Here is an 18,932-nt window from a genome sequence, read left to right on the forward strand (position 1 = left end):
ATTTACACTACCTCATCCTGTCAATCCTGAAAATCCATGTTCCAGACAGTTAGGCACATCCGGTAACTCTGGTCCCTGAAAATGGTTACTCATTGCGTAAACTTTTTATTGGATTTGTCTGAGCTGCTTTATAAGATAGATAGCTTACCGTACCTAAAGCCACCATAATGGCGGTTACAGCCGCTGCTACAAATACCCAGGGATTCATATCCGTCCGGTAAGCAAAATCTTCCAGCCATTTGCGCATAAAATACCAGGCAATAGGTATGGCGATTATTACTGCAACCAGAACCAATTGTAGAAAATCTTTGGAGAGTAAGAAGATAATCTGGGAAACATCGGCGCCTAATACTTTCCGGATACTGATCTCCTTGCGGCGCTGCTGAGCCGTAAAAGCAGAAAGACCTAATAATCCCAATACTGCAATAAATAAAGCCAGCACTGTAAAGTGGCTGAACATGGTGGCAAAGGTTTGTTCGCTGCGGTACAGATTAGCAAAGTCGGCATCCAGGAAGTTATACTCATAGGGCGTTTCTGCATTGATCCGCTTCCAGGTTTGCCCGATAAAATCAAGTGTTCCAGGTACATTGGCAGTACTGATCTTTATAGCCAGCTGGCTATTATCTTTGTTATAGAGCATAAATACAGGCTCTACTTTGTGCCGGATGGTGGCAAAATGAAAATCCTTTACCAGACCCACCACCTGATAGGCGGTAAACTGATTCTGGCCGGTTTCCAGGCGGATGGTTTTTCCAATGGGTTCCGGCCAGTCGAGCAGACGTGCCATTTCTTCGTTAATGATCATAGAAGAAGCCGAATCAGCCGGAAACTGGGTAGAAAAATTGCGGCCTTTTAGCAATTTTATGTCCATGGTAGGAATGAACGACTCGTCTACCACCATAATGCTGGTAATGTAATTGGTCTCGGAGGGTTTTCCTTCAGGAGCGATATTGGTGCGGCCTAATTGCTGACCCAGTTTATTACTGGAAGTGCCTGTACTGATAATACTGGGATTACGCTTTAATTCAGTTTGAAAGGTTTTTGCCTTTTGCTGGGCTTGTGGGCCTTTAAACGGAATGGTAAGTATCTGTTCGCGGCTGAATCCCAGATCTTTATTCTGAATATAATTCATTTGCAGGAACACAATGCCCATTCCCACCATCAAGGCAATAGAGATGGTAAATTGCAGTACCACCAGCGTTTGCCGGAGCCGGATACCCCCACTGCTGTTTTTAAAAGCCCCTTTGAGCACGGTTACCGGTTTAAAACTGGATAATACAAAAGCCGGATAACTGCCGGCTATCAATCCCAAAACCAATACACCAATCAGCGAACCGGCAATGGCAATTGGAGAAAGGAGCGGCTGGTAAGTAGCATAACGCTGGTATACATTGTTAAGCACCGGAAGCAATACAATGGCCAGTACAAAGGCAATTCCAAATGAAATGGCCGTAACTACAATAGATTCCAGCAAATGCTGCCAGATCAGTTGTTCCTTTACAGCGCCTACCACTTTGCGTAAGCCTACTTCTTTGGCCCGGCTCGCGGCATGAGCTGTTACCAGATTCATGAAGTTAACGGCTGCCAGCAACACAATGAGCATGGCCACAAAGGAAAGTACATACAGATTAGAGCCATCCGTTTTATTGTGATTCTGTTCAAATAGTATTTCGCCGGATTTCAGGTGTATATCCGATAAGTATTGTAAACTAGGTTCAAATAGTTCGTAGCCCTGGTTTTTATCGGCTACTTGTTTCAGTTTAGGGATAATGGTTTTCAGATCCCTGGGCTGATCAAGCAACAAATAGACATGTCCGCTGATGCCACCAAATGAATTGAGAAACTGGGCATAACTCGAATCGGATGGAGTAGGCGTGATAGAACGCAGCATATCAAACTGCAGGTGAGAATTTTTGGGCGGATCAGCCATTACGGCTTTTACATTCAGTGAAGTAGTGCCCATTTGAATAGCCTTGCCCACCGGATTTTCTTTGCCGAAAAGTTTAGTCGCCAGTGCCTGCGTGAGTACTACGGAATTGGGTTCATCCAACACCCCTCTGGAATTGCCGTTGACCAGTTTATAATCGAAAATTTCAAAAAATGAGCTTTCTGTCCGGTACGCACCTTCGGAACTGAGCAGATTATCACCCACTCGTAAAGGCACTCTGCCCTGGTTAAAAATCCGCACTGAATTAACTACTTCGGGCACATCTTGTTCAATGGCAGGCGCAAAACCAGGATAGGTAACGCCCACCAGTTTACTCTTTACGCCTTGGGCATTATCAATGGTAAGCACTCGTACAATCCGGTCTTTCTTGGTATTAAACCCATCATAAGAGAAATCCTCATAAACGAACAGCGCAATCAGGATACTGGAAGCCAGCCCAACTGCCAGTCCCAGAATTTTAATGATGGAGTAGAACTTTTGGTTCATCAGGTTGCGCAGGGCAACGGTGATATAATTTTTAATCATATTATTTAGGTTTATTTATATCTGGAACCTGGATTTGTCGGATCTTCAGGGTTTCTCTTTCGGTATATTTCATCCTATTCCTCATTTTTATCTGTGTAATCAGCGGTTCCAGACTTATTCATTTCGTAAACTCTTTACCGGATCGGCCAGTGCCGCTCTCATAGACTGAAAACTAACTGTAACAATGGCAATCCCAATAATCAAAATACCTGGCAGTGCAAATAGCCACCATTGCAAATTGATCCGGAAGGCATAACTTTCCAGCCATTGGTGCATAACTACCCAGGCCACCGGAATAGCGATTACACAAGCTATTAATATAAGCCTTAAAAAGTCTTTGGATAATAGCAGCAGAATATCTGGAACCGAAGCGCCTAATACTTTTCTCACACCAATTTCTTTGGTACGCTGAGTAGTAGTAAACGAAGCCAGGCCGAACAAACCCAGGCAGGCAATGAAAATAGCCAGGCTTGCAAAAAAGGCAAATGTCTGTCCGAACTGCTGGTCTGTCTGGTACTGGCGGTTAAAATATTCATCCAGGAAAAAGTATTCAAATGGATTCCCAGGAAAACGTGTTTCAAAAGTTTCCTGTATAGCATCAATAGTTTGTGATAGATTCGTTGGGCTCACCTTCAGGGAGAAGTATAAAGAGCGGCTCAGATCTCCGATAAATACAATGGGTTCGTGCCGGTTCCGGAGCGAGCGCTGGTGATAATCTTTTACAACCCCAACTATGGTTTTTTCTTCATTCCGCACAATAATGATTTGATTAATGGCTTCCTGGGCAGTACTGAATCCAATAGTCTGAACGGCAGTTTTGTTGAGAATGACGGCTTGTTTATCTGTAGCAAATGCTGAGGAAAAATTACGTCCGGCCACTATTTCCATATCGTAGGCTGGAATATAATCGTAATCAACCCAGAAGAAGGAATAATTCCCTTCTTTATCCTTCTCTCCTTTGCGTCTTACATTCCCGGTATCTGTAATTTCTTCACCTGGTACATAATTGGAAAAGGTAGCACTGCGAATGCTGGGATTTCGTAACAGTTCTGTTTTAAAGGTAAACTTGCCGGTCCTGAATGTGGAATCACGGATTTGTGGCGCCCGTAGCACAAGCGTCTGATCTACATTCAGTCCTAAATCCTGCTGGCGCATAAACTGAAGCTGCTGGTATACCACCAGTGTCCCAATAATTAAGGTTACGGATGCCGCAAATTGAAATACCACCAGGCTTTTCCGCAGCCATATTCCCTGGTTTCCTGTTATAATATTCCCTTTCAGCACCCGGATTGGTTTAAAGGAGGATAAAACAAATGCCGGGTAAAAAGCGGATACGAACATACCAGTTACCAGCATCCCTGCCATAGTTAACACAAATGGTATGTTTTGCCAGAACGAAAATGGAATATCTTTTCCCAGTAGTGTATGAAAGAAAGGTGATGCCAGATAGGCAAGGAAAACAGCAGAAACACTGGCTATCAGGTTCATCAGTACCGATTCCAGCAAAAATTGCCCAATGAGTTGTTTGCGGGTAGAACCAATTACTTTGCGGATGCCCACTTCTCTGGCCCGTTCAGTAGCTTTGGCTGTAGATAGATTTATATAATTCACCCAGGCAATCACTACGATAAATAAAGCGATAATAGCCAGGAAATAAATGGCTTGCCGGTTACCAATTTTTTCTACTTCATAAGAAATCGTATCGTTTAAGTGAATATCTTGCAGAGGTTGCATAATAAGCGCACTGCGGTAATTTTTTTCGCGCATATCTTTGCCCTGGTATTTTTCCATAAAAGCCGGGAGTTTTGCCTCAAACGCTTTTGCATTCACCTGCGGTTTGAGCAGGATGTAGGTAAAGAAGTTATACCAACCCCAGCTTTTGAGATTCTCTTTTTCTATTTGTGCCATTGTTGCCAATGAAACCAGAAGGTCAAATTGCAGGTGGGAATTTTTCGGAATGTCATGTAATATACCTGTTACCTGTAAGTTTCGCTTCCCGTCGAGTTGAATGTGTTTTCCTACCGGATTTTCGCTGCCAAAATATTTCCTGGCTGTAGCCTCTGTCAATACAACTGTGTTAGGTTCAGTGAGTGCAGTACGGGGATTTCCTTCACGCAGAGGATAAGAAAACAGGTTTAAAAAAGAATGCTCAGCGTAATAGATTCTTTCCTCCCGGTACGTTACATTTTGGTAAGAAATAACAGCACCATACATCCAGTGCAGGCGTACATAATCAGCGATTTCCGGAAAATCTTGTTGTAGGGTTGGACCCAATATCGGAGGGGAGTCAGCGTCAATATAATCCCGCTGGCCATTTGCCAGAAAGAATTCTACCGGAATGCGGTATATCCGGTCTTTGTTTTGATGGAATGAATCATAGCTCAGTTCAAAGCATACATATTGCATAATGAGCAAACAGGCCGCCATTCCAATAGTTAAACCCAGTACATTAATGAGCGAAAAAGTTTTGTGCCGGAGTAAATTCCTGAAGGCAATAGTGAGATAGTTTCTGAGCATAATCGTCTGGTACCAGGTTTAGTGGAATATTTGTCTGGAACCACGATTTTAAGATTTTGAGATTTACAGGATCATACGGTGTCAGTGTTAAAATCCCATTAATCCCAAAATCCGTGAAATCCAGGTTCCAGACTATTTACTCATTCCTAAGGGTTTTTACCGGATTGGTATAAGCTGTTTTTATCGCATGGTAACTCACTGTAACTAAGGCAATGGTAATGGCACAGATACCGGCGATAATAAAGGTATCTGGTTTTATGCCTATGCTGTATTCAAAATCTTCCAGCCATTTATTCATCGCATACCAGGCTACCGGCGAGGCAATGACCAACGCAATTACCACCAGTTTTACAAAATCCTTGGAAAGCAGCAGTACGATACTCGACACATCAGCCCCTAATACTTTGCGTACACTGATTTCTTTGGTGCGCTGTTCGGCGGTAAAAGCCGCCAGGCCGAATAAGCCTAAACACGCAATACAAATGGCGATGAAAGCAAATACCGTGAATACGGCCATCTGTTTCTGTTCCGATTTGTAGAGATTATCGTAGACCTGGTCGAGGAAAGTATATTCAAAAGGATATTGAGGCGCTACAGTTAGCCAGGCTTTTTCTATTTTCTGGAGGGTTTGCTGCGGATTGCCAGATTTGATCTTCAAGGCCAGTACCCGGTTGTCTTTCGCCACCGCAATCACCATCGGATCAATTTTGTCTTTCAGGGAAGAAATATGGAAATCCTGCACAATACCTACGATTTTACGTGGTCCGCTTTCACGTAATGTAATGGTTATATCTTTTCCTAAAGCCTCTTCATTGGTCCAGCCCAGTTTTTTTACGGCTGTTTCATTAATAATAGCCGCCTGGGTGGTATCCGTGCCAAAATCCCTGGAAAAATCTCTTCCGGCTACTATTTTCATGCCCAGGGTTTTCGCATAATCAAAATCAGTAAATACGGTACGGAACTGCCATTTTTCTTCTGTTTTTCCGGGTATGTCTACAATAAACCGATCGTGGAAGCCTCCAGGTTCGCCAGACATGGCTGAAATACTCAAAATATCTGATTCCCCTTCCAGTATGGTTTTAAAACGGTCTTTGTTGGTACGGATATCACTATTAGTAATGCGCACCAGCACTACATGTTCTTTGTCATAACCCAGTTTCTTTTGCTGGGTAAATTCCATTTGGCTGGTAATAATAAATGTGCCGATAATGAGAATAATAGAAATGCTGAACTGCACCACTACTAAGCCTTTGCGTAACCAGGCACTTTGCGGATTGGCTTTAAACCGGCCTTTGAGTACTTTAATCGGCTGGAAGGAAGATAAGAAAAAGGCCGGATAACTGCCTGCCAGCAAACCCACCAGTACAGAGATGCCCAATAGTATGAGAATAATGAAAAAAGTACCGTAAGGGATGGTCAGTTCTTTTTCTAAAAATGTATCGAAAGCAGGTTTGAGCAGCCACACAAATCCCAGGGCAAGAATTAGTGAAATAAAAGATAGCACTATAGATTCACTCAAAAACTGCGAAACCAGGTGAGATTTATAGGCACCCATTACTTTCCGCAAGCCAACTTCTTTGGCTCGCCCCATGGAGCGGGCCGTAGACAAATTCATGAAATTAATACAGGCAATCATCAGGATAAAGAGAGCAATTGCTGTAAATATGTATACTACTTTCTTGTCGCCATGGGAGGCATGATCATACTGCGTTTCATTATCAAAATAAATGCTCTCCAGCGGCTGTAAAGTTAAGGCTACCTTCATTCCAAACTTTTTAAATTCTTCGCCCATGTACTTATCCATAAAAGCAGGTAGTTTCGCTTCGAACTGCTTTTCTGTTACCTTAGGCGATAACCTCACATAGGTAGACATGCTATTGTTCCACCACTCATTGAACCACTCCTGATTCTTAAACAAGCTGATAGGTACCAGCATATCTGGCGCAAAGTGTGAGTTTCCCGGAAGCGGCCCCATAATGCCAGTCACCTTAAACTGGTCTTCGCCATCCATGGTCAGCACTTTTCCGATGGGATTTGCATTGCCAAAATATTTTTTAGCCGCGGCTCTGCTGAGTACCATGCTATTGGGGGCATTTAGTACCGTTTTAGGATCGCCGATTTCCAGAGGAAAAGAAAAAAACTGAAAAAAATTAGAGTCCACAAACATGCATTGTTTTTCCATAAACGACTGATTATCGATGGTAATCAATACACCGCCCCCATCAGGGTCTACACGCATAGTTTCTTCTATATCACTGGGAAAATCGGTTTGCAGGCTGGGTGCATAAGGGCCGGAGGTAGCAGGTGTTCCCTTTCTTTCTCCATTCTCATCTGAACTGCGGATGAGCCTATATATCCGCTTGCCATCGGCGTGAAACTTATCGTAATTGAGTTCATTCTGAATAAACAGAAAGATAAACAAGCAGCAGGCAATACCCACAGCCAGACCGAAAATATTGATGAAGGAATATACCTTGTATTTGAGCAGGTTGCGGATAGCGACCGTGATATAGTTTTTCAGCATAAGGTGAAGGAATAGGTTACTTATGCTCCTTCAATAAATCTGCCTCTTACAATAATATGCTGATAGTCAAAAGATTGTATGTGGAAATTTTGCTGTTAATTAGAAAAACTGTCCGGAAACGAACACTTTAACGTACGGTAGCGGACGTCGGCAAAAGCCGGTACCGAAAAAGTAGGATGTGGTGAGGTGTTTCTGTGATGAAATATTAGTTGCCGGAAGCCGCTTGATTAAATTCATTGTTATACACCATCTTGCCGCTGGAATCCTGAAGTTCTACCCGATCCACTTCACACAGGCCATTCGATATAAAGCCAATCCCTCTGATCTGGCCTGCTGGTTCTTTGTATTGCTCTTGTAACACTTTTTTGTTTTGCATAAACAGGGTTATCTGCCTGTTTACTACCCTCACCTCAATATTCTGCCAGTTGAGTACATCTCCTCCCAGTCCTGACAAGTCACTTGTTTTTCCGCTGATAAATTTCTCGCTGAAATTTGTGTTGATTTCGCTGATGCAGCCTGGAATCGTACTTGGAAAGTGAAATGTTGAATGTTCACCATATATGCCTACTGCCATCACCGGGCATTGCGTAGGCTTCACTGTTTGCACTCTTACTCGTGCTTTTAGCGTAAAATGATCACTGTTAACATCCAGTACCTCCGGATAAAGCGAGTAATAATAATACCTTTCTTCCTCAAGATTGATCGCATTTTCTGTAAGATTTTGGCTTGTGATTCCTAATATCCCATCATGAACCATAGCGTTATTCAAATAATGAGGGAAACGATCTTTGGCAGTGCGGGTATAGGCGATCCAGCCTTTGGTAGGAATAAGCACTTCGACCTCTTTTAATACCTTATCATTGCTGATAAGCTTTGCTTTGTGAAAACCAGGCTCGTAGTAAATGTCAGTTTGGGTATAATTATATTTCCGGATGGGCAATTTACGGGAAGGGTCCCAGGATTGCTGGATAAAAAAGCTATCGCCTGCCAGCTGGTCAATATTATAACTAAACACCACGCTATTTGGTACTCCCTGGCTTACCATTTTTTTAGCTGAAAAAACGACATCTTTTGCTGATATTTCCTGCTTCACCGCCTCTTTTTGTCGAATGGAAGTCAAAAAGAAAAACGTACCTATTCCCAGCAGGATGAGAAGGGAAGTAGCCTGAATAAAAAACCTGCGGCTTGTTTTCTTTATAGGTGTGGCTGTTTCCTGTCTGGCAACGGGTTCAAGAACTTCAAGTGCTGGCGTAAGAGAAGCTTCCTGCTTCTTGTTCATTTTAAAGTCCTGCCAGCCTTTATAACCTATAAACAGGGTGAGCGCATCCAGTGTGGCTGTTTGAGGTAAACGTTCGAACTTGCCGCCAAAAATCCGCTTGATGGTAGAAAGACTAATCAGGATACCGGTTTTTTCTTCTATCTGGTCGCATAAATATTCATATTCCCGCTGGGATAAAGCGTGATAGTCTGCATAGCCCATCTTTTTACTTACCTCTTCCAGGCAGATATACACTAAATCTTTATCGGCTAAGTTGTTCATGGCTTACAATATACTTTGACCTTGTTTTGACCTGTTTTGCTCTCCTTTTGCCTGATCAATTTAACAAAATAGATTCACATTTGGCAACAGAAAGCAGCCTTTGCGGGCATCTATTAGTATAGTCGGCTTGTACGATGGATAGCATTGATATAAGCCGGCCATCCCACGCGGATGAAGTGCATTTTTCAGAGGTATAAAAAGAAACCCGGCAATTGAGAACATTCATTTTTAATAAACACCACACTCTACTTTAAAACATTATGAAAAAGACCGTATTATTTGTTGCATTCTTCCTGACTTGCTTCTGTGTCCTTGCCCAGAAAAACAAAACCATCCGCGTACCCTTATCAGCCGATAAATGGACATTTGCAAACCAGAAAGTGGAATTTTTGCAGGAAGAAGGAAAACCAGCCATGAAAATTATGCCTGGGTCCGGACAGGTGGTTGCCAAAAACCTTGATTTTTCTGATGGAACGATTGAATATGATATCAAATTTCTTACTCCTGGATTTGCCTCCACGTATTTCCGCTGGAAAGATGCCAATGAAAATGAAAGTTTTTACTTCCGTTCTGACCGAGCTGGTAATCCTGGTGCTGTAGATGCGGTACAATATGCGCCGCACATTGCCGGGGTGAATTTGTGGGATATGCTGGATCATTACCAGACCAATGCTGCTTTTTCGCTGGAGAAGTGGAACCATGTAAAACTGGTGCTTTCCGGTGCCCAGATGCGTGCGTATGTAAATAGCCAGGAGCAACCCACACTCGAAATACCCAGGCTAGAAGGAAATACCACCACTGGTTCGATTGCTTTTGACGGTGATGTAATGATTTCAAACCTGGTACTTAAACCTGGTGAAACTGAAGGGCTTTCTTCTATCGCAGGCATTGATCCGACTCATCATGATCCCCGGTATATCCGCAGCTGGGCAGTAAGCCAACCGGTTACTACGCCAAAAAATGTGGATTTTAGTGCTGATTTTTTTCCAAAACCAGAAGGCAGCTGGGAAGTGATAAGCGCCGAACGCCGGGGATTGATCAACCTTACCAGAAAATTCGGCAAAAGCGAAACCAGAAGGTTTGTATGGCTCAAAGCAAAAATTAATTCGGCCACCGCTCAGAAAAAAAGGATAGACCTGGGTTTTAGTGATGAAGTATGGGTGTACCGAAATAATCAACTGGTGTATACGGACAAAAATTTGTATGGCGCTCCGATCATGAAAGAACCGGATGGCAGAATATCAATAGAAAACACCTCTTTCCTGTTGCCGCTTAACAAAGGGAATAATGAACTGCTGATTGGGGTTGCCAATGACTTTTACGGCTGGGGAATTATTGCCCGCATCGAAGATCTGGAAGGACTAGAAATACAGCCAGATCCTACATTTGATTCCCGGATGGTAAAACTCTCCGATCAGATACTCAATGCCTATGCTGGAAAATACATACAGGCCAATGGAATGAATATGGTGATTGCCAAAGAAAATAACGCATTGAAAGCTTCCGGAGATGGCATTTCAACCGTGTTGCTATACCCGGAAGCAGACAATAAATTCTTTATAAAAGAATTTGATGTGCAGCTGGAGTTTGTGAAAGACGCTACCAACAAAGTATCAGGCTTAGTCATTTATAATAATGGAAAGCAGGTACTGGAAGCGAAAAGGGCAGAATAGCTTATAAAATCGTTGTTGGTTTTTCGTTGATGGTTGTCGGTAAGTTAACTGTACGTTAACAATCCCAATACTCTCTTTATTTTGTGCTGAGAAGTTTGTCTGGAACCAGGATTATACAGATTCTAGGATTTATAAGATTAAAAAGAAACTAATCCATTGAATCAATTTAATCCGACAAATCCTGGTTCCAGAATATAAATCGGTGTATGTGTTTTTGCTGCAATTACACCAACAACTAACAACGAGAAACCAACAACGAATTATTACTCACTCCTCAAGCTAATAGCCGGATTGGCTAGTGCCGCTTTAATAGATTGGTACATCACGGTAAGCCAGCAAATAAACAAGGTAAGCAGGCAAGCGGAGATAAAAATTCCGGCTCCCATGGTTGTTTGATAGGGGAAGTTCTCCAGCCAGCTTCGCATCGAAAAATACGCTACCGGAATAGCAATCGGAAAAGATAATAATACCAGCTTGGTAAAGTCTTTGGAAAGCAATAGCACAATCCCCCATACAGAAGCCCCCAATACTTTACGTACCCCGATCTCTTTTACTCTTTGCTCAGTGGTAAAGGTAGCCAGTCCAAACAAGCCTAAGCAGGCAATTAAAATGGTGAGGGTAGAGAAGGCCGTAAAAATCCTGCCCCGTAGCTCATCAGCATGATAGGCTGATTCAAAATCCTGATCGAGGAAATTGTATTCAAATAATTCTTTGGGATACATTTGTTTCCAGGTGTTTTCAATGAAACCAAGCGTTTGAGGAATATCCTGTGCTTCTACTTTAATGTGTACCACCCCATTATTTGGCCGGTAGAGCATAATCAATGGCTCAATCGGGCTATATAAAGATTGCTGATGAAAATCCTTCACCACCCCAACCACACTCGCCATCGGAGGGGCTGGCTGCCCATCCTGCGGAATACCACCAATATGCATTTTTTTACCCAAAGGCTCCTTCCAGTTCATTCGTTTCACTGTAGCTTCATTAATTAAAACGCCATAGGTTGTATCTGCCGGAACATCTGCTGAAAAATCCCGGCCTTGTATAATTTTCATACCCAGGGCTTTAATATAGTCATGATCAATTCCCATGGGTCTAAATGCTAATTCTTTTACACCTGCATTGGTTTCTACCGCAAAAATCACCCGTCCGCCTATGTTGCTAGTAGGGGAGGAAGCCGTCGCTACATTCTTGATTTTAGGATTAGCCAGTAGGGTATTCCGGAAAGCAGTATAACTACTACGCGATTGGCCTTGCCCAAAAGCAATGGTAAGCACCTGCTGCTTATCGTATCCCAGGTCTTTTTCCCGCATATAATTCAGTTGTTCGAATACTACCCAGGTACAGATGAGCATAATCAGGGAAATAGAAAATTGCATCACCACCAGTATTTTGCGGAACAATACATTGCCTCCTTTGGTAGTTAAAGCACCTTTCAGCACTGCCGCCGGCTCGAACGAAGACAAATAAAAAGCCGGATAACTCCCGCTGATAATGCCGGTAAAAATGACAATTCCCAGCGCTAATAACAGGAATTGTGGTTGCAGTAAGTAAGAAAACTGGATTTCCTTATCTGCCACCGTATTGAAGAAAGGGAGCAAGGCCAGAACCAGTATAAAACTCATGGCCAGTGCCAGCAAGGTCATCAGTAAAGATTCAGTGAGAAACTGTGCCCGGAGTGTGCTTTTTAGCGAACCCAGTACTTTACGGATGCCTACTTCTTTGGCCCGTTTAGCTGACCTGGCAGTGGCTAAGTTCATATAATTGATACTGGCAATCAGCAGCATAAAAAAGGCAATGGCACTAAAGGTATATATATAGCCGATGTCGCCATTGGTTTCGCCTTCGAGTTTAGAATATAAATGAACCCGTTCAATGGGCTGCAATTCATAATTGATTTTTATACCCATCCGTCCAAAAATCTCCTTTACATACTTGTCGTAAATTTGGGGGAATTTGGCTTCCAGGTCTTTGGAATTATAGTTTTCCGGTAGTTCTACATAGGTCGATACATAAAATCCTCCCCAATTAATATTCGTTCTTTCGCTCCGGCCTAAAGAAAGCAAGGCATTAAAAGTAAAATGTGAGTTTTTGGGTACATCTTCAATCACACCAGTAACTTTATAAACAGTAGTATCATTGGTTTGCAGGGTTTGCCCCAGTGCACTGGTATTTCCGAAAAACTTTTTAGCTGTACTCTGGGTAAGCACCATGCTGTTAGGTGCATCTAAGGCAGTAGCTGGTGTGCCTTCTATAAAATTGTAGGTAAATACATCAAAAACCGTAGAATCGGCAGCGTAGATATTTTCTTCAAAAAATTGCTTCTCGCCCTGCTGAAAAGCAACCCGTCCATATGGGAAAAACCGGACTACATTTTCTACCACCGGATAATCCTGTTTCAGCGCAGGCCCCAGAGAAGGTTGTGTAACGGCCCATCCGAATGATTTATCCGGCTCCTGAATCTGCGAAACAACCCGGTAAATTTTATTCGCTTTTGTATGATACTTGTCATAGCTCAACTCATCGGTTACATACAAGAGCAGCAGCAAACTACAGGTGATGCCAATGGTAAGTCCCAGTACATTGATAAAGCTATAAAATTTGTCTTTCAGGACAGACCTGATAGCAACTGTGATATAATTTCTAAGCATGGCGTTTGTTGGTTTAACTAGGATAGTCTGGAACCTGGATTTACACTAATCCGCTGATAATTGTTTCTTGCTGATTGTTAGTAATATATTGTAAATCACTGATTTACATGCAAATGAAAACTTCATTCTACACTTAATTTAATAGTAATAGAAATTTCTTCACACTTTTAAATCCTGTTAATCTTTAAATCTGTGTAAGCCTGGTTCCAGACAGACATTACTCATTCCGCAAGCTCTTCACCGGATTGCTCAAAGCCGCTTTAATAGACCGGAAACTCACTGTGCCCAGTGCAATCAGAAGGGCAAGTACACCAGACAAAGCAAACATCCACCAGGCAATCTCAATACGGTAAGCAAAGCTTTCGAGCCACTGGTACATCATATACCAGGCAATGGGCGAGGCGATTATAAAAGAAAGCAATACCAGTTTGAGAAAATCTTTCGATAGCAGTACTGTAATACTGCTTACAGAAGCCCCTAACACTTTGCGGATGCCTATCTCTTTCGTGCGTTGCTCAGCCGTGAAGGTGGCCAGACCAAATAATCCCAGGCTGGCAATACATATGGCAAGTACCGTAAATGCCAGCGTAATACCACCGAATTTTGCTTCTGCCTGATATAGCCTGTTGAGGTTTTCATCGAGGAAGGTATATTCAAATGCCCTGTCGTTTATGGCATTGTTCCATTCTTTCTCAATAAAATCAATCACCGGTGCTGCATCTCCCGGAGCTACCCGAACCGCCATAAATTTAATGAAGAACTGATTTGCCGGGTCGGTGACCGGTGGGCCAACCAGTACCAAAGGCGTAATATCCTGGTGCAGGGAGGTGGCATGAAAATCTTTGGCTACGCCTACAATTCTGACAGCCCCTTGCAGGGAATCAGCTCTGAATTCACCCATTTTTTTTCCAACAGCATCCTGTGCCGATGGCCAGTACAGGTATCTTAGCATAGCCTCGTTTACGATCACTTCCCGTATTAGCGGATCAGGTTTATGTTCCTCAGAAAATCCTCGTCCGGCAATGATGGGAATATTAAAGGTTTCGGTAAAATCTTCGCGTACGACCAGCCTTGAAAAAAGCAGTTCTTCCGTTTTGCCTTCGGGTTGGTAATGGCCGGTATTATGACCTCTTCCCAGCACTTCTTCCATAGCTGTTATACTTACAATGCGGGAGTTTTGCAGGAGCCGCTTTTTAAAGTCATTGAAACGGTGAATGGTGGAAATAGCCGAGCGGTTGATGGGAATAATCAGTACCTGTTCTTTATCAAAACCCAGATTGGCCTGCTGCAAATGTCCCAGCTGGAAATAAGCCACCATGGTGCCAATAATTAGTAAAATAGACAGCGAAAATTGCAGCACCACCAGCGTTTTTCTCAGCAAACCGCCCCTGGCGCTTTTTGTTATGGAAAATCCTTTTAACACGAGCAATGGCCTGAATGCCGATAAGTAAAAGGCCGGGTACATTCCAGAGAGTAATCCTACTATTAGAGCAATCAATAGTCCGGCTGGCAACAATATGGTAATTTCCTGTGCGTTCAGGTGAAGATCTCGGCCGGAGAAACTACTGATGACAGGAATGGCTAAGAATACAAGTCCAATGGCAATGATCCAGGCTATGATGGCGAGTAAGACGGATTCACTTAAAAACTGAGTAACCAGCTGATTCTTTTGAGAACCCAATACTTTGCGTACGCCTACTTCTTTGGCCCGGTTGGCCGATCGGGCAGTGGTCAGGTTCATAAAGTTGATGCTGGCAATAAACAGGATAAACAGGCCGATCACCGAAAATATATAGACATAGGAAATTTTGCTGGTAGGCTCAATTTCATTATAGAAACTGGAGTGCAGGTAAATATCTGTTAATGGCTGTAAACCTAGTTTCGTGTCATTTTTGATGATATCCGGAAAATACGTTTTTACAAAGCCCGGAAGCTGTTTTTCCAGTGTTGATCTGGCATTTTCCTGTTCTGGCAGTAGCACATAGGTCCAGGCCGGATTCCAGTACCAGCTGTTATACTGGGTTTCGTGGAGGATTTGTCTGAGGGTAATGAATGATACCAGAAAATCGAACTGAAAATGAGATTGTGCCGGAACCGGATTTATTACGCCAGTCACTTTCAGGTCATGCTTGTCTTCAAAGCGCAGGGTTTTTCCCATCGGATTTTCATCACCGAAATATTTTTTTGCCATTTCCTGGCTCAATACAATAGAGTTAGGTTCGAGTAATGCCGTACGGCGGTTTCCATCTTTGAGCGTGAAATCGAAAACCGTAAAAAAATCGGGGTCAGTAAAAAACAGGCGGGTTTCATTAAATCGCTTACCGGGGTCTGGTATATAGGCCAGATTCAGGGAAGGTGCATTGAAATTAAATAAACGCGCTGCCGCTTTCACCAGATCCGGATAATTTTGCTTGAGTGTTGGACCTACCGGAATGGATACACTGGCTGAAGCTTCGCCTACTCCTTCGGTATTGATCACTTCGGTAAGCCGGTAAATATGCGCTGACTGGCTATGAAAACGGTCGTAGGAAAGTTCTTTATATACAAACAAAGCGATCAGAAAGGCACAAGCCAGGCCGATGGAAAAACCGATCACATTGATGGAAGAGTAAACCTTGTTCTTTACAAAATTCCGGAAAGCAATAGTAAAATAATGTTGAAGCATAATTTTCTGGAACCGGGATTACATGGATTTAAAGATTAACAGGATTCTGTCTGGAACCACAAGTATTAGAATTATAAGAGTTACAGGATTAAATAATTTCACAATCTCATCCTGAAAATCCTTGCACCTGACAAATCCGGGTTCCAGGCATACTTACTCACTTCTCAGGCTTTTCACCGGGTTTGCCAGGGCCGCTTTGGCAGCTCTGTATCCTACGGTTAGCCAGGCAATCACCAGTGACAAAGCAATGGCTATAGCAAAAGCTTCTATACCCAGCGGAATACTATACTGGAAGTTTTCCAGCCAGTCGTGCATCAGATAATAAGCAGCCGGAGCAGCGATTACAAAGGCAAGTGTAATCAGCATGAGAAACTCTTTTGAAAGCAAAAATATGATACTTCCCACTGAAGCACCCAGCACCTTGCGGATACCAATTTCTTTGGTTTTTTGTACGGCCATAAAGGAAGCCAGTCCATATAAGCCTAAGCAGGAAATAAGAATCGCCAGTCCTGCAAAAATTTTGTAAGTAAGAGCCATCTGGTTTTCCTGCTCATAAAAGTTGGCAATGCTTTCATCCAGGAAGTTGCCATTGTATACAAATGCCGGAAAGGTTTCTTCCCATAAAGCCTGAATTTGTTTTACCGTTTTTTGCAGATTCTGCGGATGTATTTTTATGCCTGCCCGGTAATAATTCTCTTTGGCCGGGGTAATAACAAAAGGCTGTATTTCATCCCGGACAGAGCTGGCTTTAAAATCTTTTACCACGCCTACAATCGGTTTCCACTGCCCGCCTCCACCTAAGCGTATCGTTTTACCAATAGCCGACTGCATGTCAGTTACGCCCAGTTTTCTCAGCAGGGTTTCATTCACTACATAGCTAATGGCCGTATCACTTTCCTGAAAGCCATGACCGGCAACAAACTCCATTCCATAGGTAGAGAAATAATCAGCATCGGCATATTTCATCAAGGTGCCGAAATTAAGTTCTTCGCTGGAGTTGTTGAAATAGAAATTCCGTCCCCAGAAATTATCAGAAGAAGGCGGATCATTGGCTAAACTCACCGAACGGATAGCCGGGTTTTCGAGCAAGCGGTTTTTAAACGTCCGGAATTTAGTCTGGCTGAGGCTATCTGAGTTGAGTGGGACCATATACACTGCATCTTTGTTGAAGCCCAGTTCAATGTTGCGGATAAAATCCATCTGGCTTACCGCAATCAGAGTGCCTATAATCAGAATTTGTGAAATGGCAAACTGAACGACCACCAGGCTCCGGCGTAAGGGAACTCCGCCGATATTGCGGGCAGTAATTTTGCTTTTTAAAGCTTCTATGGGTTCAAAACCGGAAAGTATTAAAGCCGGATACATTCCGGAAAAAAAGCTCACGACCAGGGTGATTACTACCAGAAAAATAAGTACATAAGGATTTTGCAGCATTTCAATAGTTGAGGGCACATTAGAAATTTCCTGGATATAGGGGAGAGCCGCTGTTGCTATCAATGTAGCCAGCACTACTGCCATAAGAACTATTAAAGTGGTTTCTGCCAGAAACTGCCCCATCAACTGTAGCCGTACCCCTCCTAATACTTTCCGGATACCTACTTCTTTGGAGCGGCTGATAGCCTGTGCAGTAGCCAGGTTAATAAAGTTGATACATGCCATTATCAATACCAATACGCCGACCAGAGACAGAGTCCAGAGAGTAGATTTGCTGGTGAGGTGGTCGCCGAAATTACCAAAACGGGTATCAAAGTGAATGCCGCTTAGGGGCTGAATCAGATTATAGCGTTTTACTTGATTTCTGGATACATAATATTTCTCACCCAGCTTTTTTAAGGTATACTCCACATTTTCTGGCGAAAGGGTAGGAGGGAGCAGTACATAGGTCTGGTGGTTGCTGTGGATACTTCCCCATTCGGTGCTATACCCATAGCCAGGAGCATTTTTAAAAGTTTCGTAGGAAATGAGCACCTGAAGTGGAAAATCAGTATTCTGTGGCGAATCAGCGATAATGCCGCTCACGGTTAACACAAGGTTATTGTCCAGTTTGAGATACTGGCCCATTGCCTGTTTCCATTCTCCAAAATATTTTTCTGCCTGTCTCTGCGATAATACTACGGTATTGGGATTGCTCAGCGATTGTTTGGGATTACCAGAAAGCCAGGTTGCGTCAAAAATTTCAAAAAAATCGGGTTCTGTGAAAAAGATGCCTAACTCTTCCATAAATTTTCTGCCTGTAAACGCAGCATTAGCATCTTTGCCCATCACCGTGATCTGACTGCCAGTAATGGCATCTATGGCGGCTACTTTTTCCAGTTGAGGTATATCCTGCCGTAAAGCCACAGGCAAGGGCGTTGGCACACCAGGATTATGGCTGGCGTCTCCATCGGGAAATTTATCTTCTACCACTACCCGGTAAATCCGGTCGTACTTGCTATGAAATTTGTCGTAGCTGAGTTCAAACTGCACGACTGTAAAAATGAGCAGGCAAGCCGCAATTCCGATGGCCAGACCAGAAATATTGAGAATAGCATACCCTTTATTGCGGAACAGATTCCGGATTCCGATTATCAGATAATTCTTGAGCATAGGTGTTGGTTTTCGCTTTGGCGTATAGAAGTAGTCCTTTCAAAAACAGAAAGTACATCAAAATACAAAGTTATTTCAATAAACCTGCCTTGCTTTTTAGATGCTGATAATCAGAAATTTATATATGGAATTGTGTTTGTGTTCATCAATAAAAATGTCCGAAAACGTACACTTTTGTACGTATCCGGACAACTTTCAGAGAACGGGTTCATTAAGTATCAGATTGGAATTTCCGTAACCGGGATTATGCAGATTTTAAGATAGGCCGGATAAAAAATCTATACCTGTTCTTTGATTCAGGAA

The 18,932-nt window shown here is 42.9% G+C and carries 8 protein-coding genes; 1 reads left to right on the forward strand and 7 read right to left on the reverse strand.

Annotated features, from left to right (window positions below):
* Positions 1 to 85: 85 nt before the first annotated feature.
* The 4 genes from GXP67_RS29230 to GXP67_RS29245 all read right to left on the reverse strand — a co-directional run bounded on the left by GXP67_RS29230 (position 86) and on the right by GXP67_RS29245 (position 9,054).
* Positions 86 to 2,473 carry an ABC transporter permease gene (locus GXP67_RS29230; RefSeq protein WP_162446416.1) on the reverse strand — a complete coding sequence of 796 codons (2,388 nt, stop codon included), beginning with the start codon at positions 2,471 to 2,473 and terminating at the stop codon, positions 86 to 88.
* Positions 2,474 to 2,587: 114 nt separating this feature from the next.
* Positions 2,588 to 4,990, reverse strand: coding sequence for an ABC transporter permease (locus GXP67_RS29235; RefSeq protein WP_162446417.1), 2,403 nt, complete (start codon positions 4,988 to 4,990; stop codon positions 2,588 to 2,590).
* 136 nt (positions 4,991 to 5,126) lie between these two features.
* Positions 5,127 to 7,514 carry an ABC transporter permease gene (locus GXP67_RS29240; RefSeq protein ID WP_162446418.1) on the reverse strand — a complete coding sequence of 796 codons (2,388 nt, stop codon included), beginning with the start codon at positions 7,512 to 7,514 and terminating at the stop codon, positions 5,127 to 5,129.
* A 205-nt stretch (positions 7,515 to 7,719) separates the two neighbouring features.
* On the reverse strand, positions 7,720 to 9,054 hold the full coding sequence (locus GXP67_RS29245; protein WP_162446419.1) for a hypothetical protein: 1,335 nt from the start codon (positions 9,052 to 9,054) through the stop codon (positions 7,720 to 7,722).
* A gap of 260 nt (positions 9,055 to 9,314) precedes the next feature.
* On the opposite strand from GXP67_RS29245, the gene GXP67_RS29250 reads away from it, so the two are divergent.
* A complete protein-coding gene (locus GXP67_RS29250; protein ID WP_162446420.1) occupies positions 9,315 to 10,727 on the forward strand; it encodes a hypothetical protein in 1,413 nt (470 codons plus the stop codon).
* A gap of 263 nt (positions 10,728 to 10,990) precedes the next feature.
* Here GXP67_RS29250 and GXP67_RS29255 read toward each other — a convergent pair whose 3' ends face one another.
* From GXP67_RS29255 to GXP67_RS29265, 3 genes are all read right to left on the reverse strand, one after another.
* On the reverse strand, positions 10,991 to 13,378 hold the full coding sequence (locus tag GXP67_RS29255) for an ABC transporter permease (protein ID WP_162446421.1): 2,388 nt from the start codon (positions 13,376 to 13,378) through the stop codon (positions 10,991 to 10,993).
* Positions 13,379 to 13,595: 217 nt separating this feature from the next.
* Positions 13,596 to 16,043: an ABC transporter permease gene (locus tag GXP67_RS29260; protein ID WP_162446422.1), complete on the reverse strand. Its 2,448-nt coding sequence runs from the start codon at positions 16,041 to 16,043 to the stop codon at positions 13,596 to 13,598.
* A 153-nt stretch (positions 16,044 to 16,196) separates the two neighbouring features.
* On the reverse strand, positions 16,197 to 18,629 hold the full coding sequence (locus tag GXP67_RS29265; RefSeq protein WP_162446423.1) for an ABC transporter permease: 2,433 nt from the start codon (positions 18,627 to 18,629) through the stop codon (positions 16,197 to 16,199).
* Positions 18,630 to 18,932: the final 303 nt, after the last annotated feature.

The organism is Rhodocytophaga rosea (genome assembly GCF_010119975.1).
Classification (GTDB): Bacteria; Bacteroidota; Bacteroidia; order Cytophagales; family 172606-1; genus Rhodocytophaga; species Rhodocytophaga rosea.

Excerpts from the sequence above, each read along its gene's own strand:
- GXP67_RS29230 (WP_162446416.1), bottom strand. The coding sequence starts at position 2,473 with ATGATTAAAAATTATATCACCGTTGCCCTGCGCAACCTGATGAACCAA.
- GXP67_RS29235 (WP_162446417.1), bottom strand. The coding sequence starts at position 4,990 with ATGCTCAGAAACTATCTCACTATTGCCTTCAGGAATTTACTCCGGCAC.
- GXP67_RS29240 (WP_162446418.1), bottom strand. The coding sequence starts at position 7,514 with ATGCTGAAAAACTATATCACGGTCGCTATCCGCAACCTGCTCAAATAC.
- GXP67_RS29245 (WP_162446419.1), bottom strand. The coding sequence starts at position 9,054 with ATGAACAACTTAGCCGATAAAGATTTAGTGTATATCTGCCTGGAAGAG.
- GXP67_RS29250 (WP_162446420.1), top strand. The coding sequence starts at position 9,315 with ATGAAAAAGACCGTATTATTTGTTGCATTCTTCCTGACTTGCTTCTGT.
- GXP67_RS29255 (WP_162446421.1), bottom strand. The coding sequence starts at position 13,378 with ATGCTTAGAAATTATATCACAGTTGCTATCAGGTCTGTCCTGAAAGAC.
- GXP67_RS29260 (WP_162446422.1), bottom strand. The coding sequence starts at position 16,043 with ATGCTTCAACATTATTTTACTATTGCTTTCCGGAATTTTGTAAAGAAC.
- GXP67_RS29265 (WP_162446423.1), bottom strand. The coding sequence starts at position 18,629 with ATGCTCAAGAATTATCTGATAATCGGAATCCGGAATCTGTTCCGCAAT.